The 4708-nt window shown below is 62.8% G+C and carries 4 protein-coding genes; all 4 read left to right on the top strand.

Annotated elements, in window-relative coordinates; genetic code table 11:
* Positions 1-96: 96 nt before the first annotated feature.
* Positions 97-1539 carry an XRE family transcriptional regulator gene (locus tag EN994_RS18425; RefSeq protein WP_013530246.1) on the top strand — a complete coding sequence of 481 codons (1443 nt, stop codon included), beginning with the start codon at positions 97-99 and terminating at the stop codon, positions 1537-1539.
* Between the two features lie 150 nt (positions 1540-1689).
* The gene (locus EN994_RS18420) at positions 1690-2640 is read left to right on the top strand and encodes a DMT family transporter (RefSeq protein ID WP_063170073.1); all 951 of its coding nucleotides are present in this window, start codon (positions 1690-1692) and stop codon (positions 2638-2640) included.
* Between the two features lie 340 nt (positions 2641-2980).
* On the top strand, positions 2981-4078 hold the full coding sequence (locus tag EN994_RS18415) for a polyamine ABC transporter substrate-binding protein (protein ID WP_013530248.1): 1098 nt from the start codon (positions 2981-2983) through the stop codon (positions 4076-4078).
* An 84-nt stretch (positions 4079-4162) separates the two neighbouring features.
* Positions 4163-4708 (top strand): ATP-binding cassette domain-containing protein (locus EN994_RS18410; protein ID WP_127307708.1); only part of this gene is annotated, 546 nt, incomplete at its 3' end.

Raw genomic sequence — 4708 nt, 5'->3', positions numbered from 1 at the left:
CCTGTGTTGCGTTTGACAGAAGTGCGTTGTAAATTTGTCATTATTGTAAAAGGCCCGTGCCCAGGAATTCGTGTAAATTGCTGTAAAGGACAGTCCATGGCTGACCAGAAGATCTTCGCCGGGCCGCGCATCCGCCGCATTCGCAACGCCAAGGGCCTGACCCAGACGGCGATGGCCGAGGGTCTCGGCATTTCGCCGTCCTACCTCAATCTGATCGAGCGCAACCAGCGGCCGCTGACGGTGCAGCTGATCCTCAGGCTGGCCTCCGTCTACAAGGTCGATCCACACGAGCTGCAGGGCGAGGCGAGGGGATCTGTCGCTGCCTTGAAGGAAGTGTTCACCGATCCCCTGCTGGTCGGCGAGTTGCCGGGTGATCAGGAACTGATCGAGCTTGCCGAGGCGGCGCCCAATGCGTCCGCGGCCGTGATAAAGCTGTTCCGCGCCTATCGCGAGCAGGCCGAGCGCCTGTCCGACCTCAACGAATTGCTGGCACGCGAGGGTCGGGCGACGGCGCTCTCCGGCGCCCGCCTGCCGATCGACGAGGTGCACGAGATTTTCGAGCGCCGGCCGAACCATTTTGCTGCCCTCGAGGAGGAGGCCGCGGCGTTCACCTCGGTGCTCGATCCCGGCGATGATCTGTTCGGCGCGCTGAAGGCCTGGCTGAAGCGCGAATATGGCATCGTGGTCAAGGTGCTGCCGGTCGCGACCATGCCGAACTGGCGCCGCCGTTACGATCGTCATTCGCAGCGCCTGTTCCTGTCCGAACGCCTGTCGCCGTTCGACCAGTTGCGCGAAGTCGCGATGGAGGCCTGCCTGATCCGCATGACGGTCGCGGTCGCCGGCGAGATCCAGGCGCTCAAGCTGAGCACCGACGAGGCGCGCCGCCTGGCCCGCTTCGAACTTGGCCGTTATGCGGCGCATGCGCTGATGATGCCCTATCAGGCCTTTCACGCGGCTGCCGTGCGCGCCCGCTATGACATCGATGTCCTGCGTTCGCGCTTCGGGGTCTCCTTCGAACAGGCGGCCAACCGGCTGACCATGCTGCAGCGGCAGGGTGCCTCGGGCGTGCCGTTTTTCATGCTGGAGGTCGACAATGCCGGCAACCGCTTCCGCAAGGCCGGCAGCCAGGGCTTTCCTCAAAGCCGCTTTGGCGGCGGCTGTCCCAAGCTGCCCGTGCATGTCGCCTTCACCCAGCCCGGCCAGGTCTTCGTCGAGGCAGTGGAAATGCCCGACGGCGCCGAGTTCCTGTGCATCGCCCGCACGCTGGAAGGGCCGCAAGGCGCATTCTCGGAACGCCCGCGCCGCACCGCGCTGCTGCTCGGTTGCGACATCGGCTTTCGTGACGATATCGTCTATGGCGCGGCATTGCCCGGTGCGGCAATCACCGCAAAGGCCGGCACCGTCGCGGCGACGCCGGTCGGGCCTGCTTGCCGGCTTTGCGAACGCGTCGGCTGCCTGGCGCGGGCAGAACCGCCGGTGACGCGCCCGCTCGGCCTCGACGAGATGGTGACGGGCCTGAGTGCTTTCGATTTTCAGTGACGCCGTGTTCTTCTGAAATGGAGGAAGGTGCCACAATTGTCGGCGGCCGCTGGCTCAGTTCCGGCCTGCGCCTTTGCGTTACGCCAACAGAGCATCTTTTTGTCGTCCCTTGCGCATCGTCCCGTCCACAAGAGCCCGACAGTGGCAGCCATGATCGATACCGCATCGCCGATCGTCGCATCGCCAGCCGTCTCGCCGCGCGAGGAGCGCGTCGGCATGCTTTTGGTCTTCCTGTCGGCGCTGATGTGGAGTTTCGGCGGCGCCATCGCCCGCTTCATCACTGTCGGTGACAGCTGGACGGTCATTTTCTGGCGATCCGTGTGGGCAGCCGCCTTCCTGGTCTGCTTCATGGTTTGGCGTGACGGCTGGCGTGGCATGCTGAAGCTGTTCCGTGACATGGGGTTGCCCGGCCTTGCCGTCGGGATCTGCTTTGCCACGGCATCGACCGCCTTCGTCGTGGCGCTCGCCTACACCACCGTCGCTAACATCCTTTTGATGCAGGCAGGCGTGCCGTTGCTGGCGGCGCTGTTTGCTTGGGCATTGTTTCGCGAAAGGGTTGGTGTCGCGACCTGGGTGGCAATCGCCGCCGTCATCACCGGCGTCGCCATCATGGTGTCGGAATCGCTCGATGGCGCCGTCTCGCCCATAGGCGATGGGCTGGCGCTGTTGATCGCGGTCATGTTTTCAGTCGCCACCGTCATCACCCGGCGGTTCTCCGGCGTGCGCATGACGCCGGCGACGTGCCTCGGCACCATGCTCGCGGCCGGCTTTGCCGTCTCGCAGGCATCGACCCTCACCGTATCTGTCAGTGACATGGGCTTTCTGTTTGCCTTCGGCGTGGTCAATCTCGGCCTCGGCCTGGCCTTCTTCGCCACCGGCGCGCGACTGATCCCGGCGGCCATCGCGGCGCTGCTCGGCACGTTCGAGCCGATCCTCGGCCCGATATGGGTCTGGCTCATTCATTCCGAGGTGCCGTCGGGGCGCACCATCATCGGCGGCGCGGTTGTGGTCACGGCGCTGCTCGTCCATATCGGGCTCGAATTCAAGCGCCAGGCAAGGCCCGAACGCGCAGGGGTCACCGGGGTGCCGTCACCTAATTGAAGCGGCCTGCAGCTTTGCCATTGACAACGTCGCTGCGGCACGGGCAGGCTGGGAATACGGCAACAACAAGACAGGCGTATCTTGCCAAGTCTCCCAGCCGGTCCGATCGGGACCGGACCATATCGTCGTATCTCTGCCCGCGCCATGGCGAAAGCCTCTGACGGTATTGGCACGCCTCCCAGGCCGCCTCAGGGGCATCCAACCATCTCATCGAACCGCCTGCATGGTCTCGGCAGTTCGCGCTTGTCGCCCCTTGGAAAGCTCAATAGTCTGAAGAAAATGCCGGTCGCGCTGATGTCGCGACGAGCCGGTGAAGGAACACTCATCAAAGGAGAATAGCATGATCCGCAAAGCGCTCTGGCTTTCGGCAACGTCGGCATTCCTGACATTTTTCACCGTCGGCGGTCACGCCGAAGATCGTGTCGTCAACGTCTTCAACTGGTCGGACTACATCGACAGTTCGATCATCGACGATTTCACCAAGGAAACCGGCATCAAGGTCGTCTATGATACCTTCGATTCCAACGAAATCCTTGAGACCAAGCTGCTTGCCGGCGGCAGCGGCTATGACGTCGTCGTGCCCAGCGGCAATTTCCTTGCGCGCCAGATCCAGGCCGGCGTGTTCCAGAAGCTCGACAAGTCGAAGCTGCCCAACATTTCCAACATGTGGGATACGGTTTCGGAACGCACGGCCAAGTACGACCCCGGCAACGAATACTCGGTCAACTACATGTGGGGCACGGTCGGCATCGGCTACAACATCAAGAAGGTGCAGGCGGCACTCGGCACCGACAAGATCGACAGCTGGGATGTCTTCTTCAACCCCGACAGCCTGGCCAAACTGAAGGACTGCGGCGTCTACGTGCTGGACTCGCCGGCCGACATCATTCCGGCTGCACTGAAATATCTCGGCCTCGACCCGAACAGCACATCGCCCGACGATATCGCCAAGGCCGAGGAGACCTTGCTCAAGGTCCGACCTTATATCAGGAAGTTCCATTCCTCCGAATACATCAACGCGCTCGCCAACGGCGATATCTGCCTGGCCGTCGGCTGGTCGGGTGACGTGTTCCAGGCCCGCAACCGCGCGGTCGAGGCCAAGCAGGGCGTCGAGATCGGCTATTCCGTGCCGAAGGAGGGTGCGCAGATGTGGTTCGACCAGATGGCGATCCCTGCCGACGCGCCGCATGTCGCGGAGGCGCTCGAGTTCATCAACTACATGATGAAGCCGGAAGTTATCGCCAAGTCGTCGAACTACGTGCTCTACGCAAACGGCAACAAGGCTTCGCAGCAATTCGTCGACAAGGCACTGTTGGAGGATCCCTCGGTTTATCCCGATGCCGAGACCATAAAGAAGCTCTACACCGTCTCGCCATACGATCCCAAGACCCAGCGCGTCATCACGCGCACCTGGACCAAGATCGTCACCGGCCAGTAAGCAATCCGACACGGTCCCGGCAGCCACCTGCCGGGACCGTTTTTACCTGGGGCAAGAAGCAAGAAAATCAGGACGGAGTGGGACATGAAATCGCTTGGCAGCATCCGCAGGGATTTTGCACCGTGGAACGACCCGAACGCCAAGCCGTACATCCAGTTCGACAACGTCACCAAGAAGTTCGGTGACTTCACCGCCGTCAACAATCTGTCTCTGACCATCTTCGAGCGCGAGTTCTTCGCGCTGCTCGGTGCTTCCGGTTGTGGAAAGTCGACGCTGCTCAGGATGCTCGCCGGCTTCGAGGAGCCGACAGCCGGCCGCATTCTGCTCGATGGCCAGGATCTGCGCGGCATCCCGCCCTACCGGCGGCCGGTCAACATGATGTTCCAGTCCTATGCGCTGTTCCCGCATATGACGGTCGAGAACAACATCGCCTTCGGCCTCAAGCAGGACGGCATGCCGAAGCCCGAAATCGCATCGCGCGTTGCCGAGATGCTGAAGCTGGTCAAGCTCGAGCAGTTCGCCAAGCGCAAGCCGCATCAACTGTCCGGCGGCCAGCGCCAGCGCGTCGCGCTCGCCCGCTCGGTCGCCAAGCGGCCGAAGGTGCTGCTGCTCGACGAGCCGCTCGGCGCG

Origin of the sequence: Mesorhizobium sp. M7A.F.Ca.CA.002.09.1.1, assembly GCF_003998555.1 — a bacterium.
Lineage (GTDB): Bacteria > Pseudomonadota > Alphaproteobacteria > Rhizobiales > Rhizobiaceae > Mesorhizobium > Mesorhizobium ciceri.
The sequence above is the reverse complement of the archived record's forward strand: the minus strand, read 5'-3'. Positions and strand labels throughout refer to the sequence as shown.

What these genes read in the sequence shown, in the direction of transcription:
- EN994_RS18425 (WP_013530246.1), top strand. Translation starts at nt 97, where the DNA reads ATGGCTGACCAGAAGATCTTCGCCGGGCCGCGCATCCGCCGCATTCGC.
- EN994_RS18420 (WP_063170073.1), top strand. Translation starts at nt 1,690, where the DNA reads ATGATCGATACCGCATCGCCGATCGTCGCATCGCCAGCCGTCTCGCCG.
- EN994_RS18415 (WP_013530248.1), top strand. Translation starts at nt 2,981, where the DNA reads ATGATCCGCAAAGCGCTCTGGCTTTCGGCAACGTCGGCATTCCTGACA.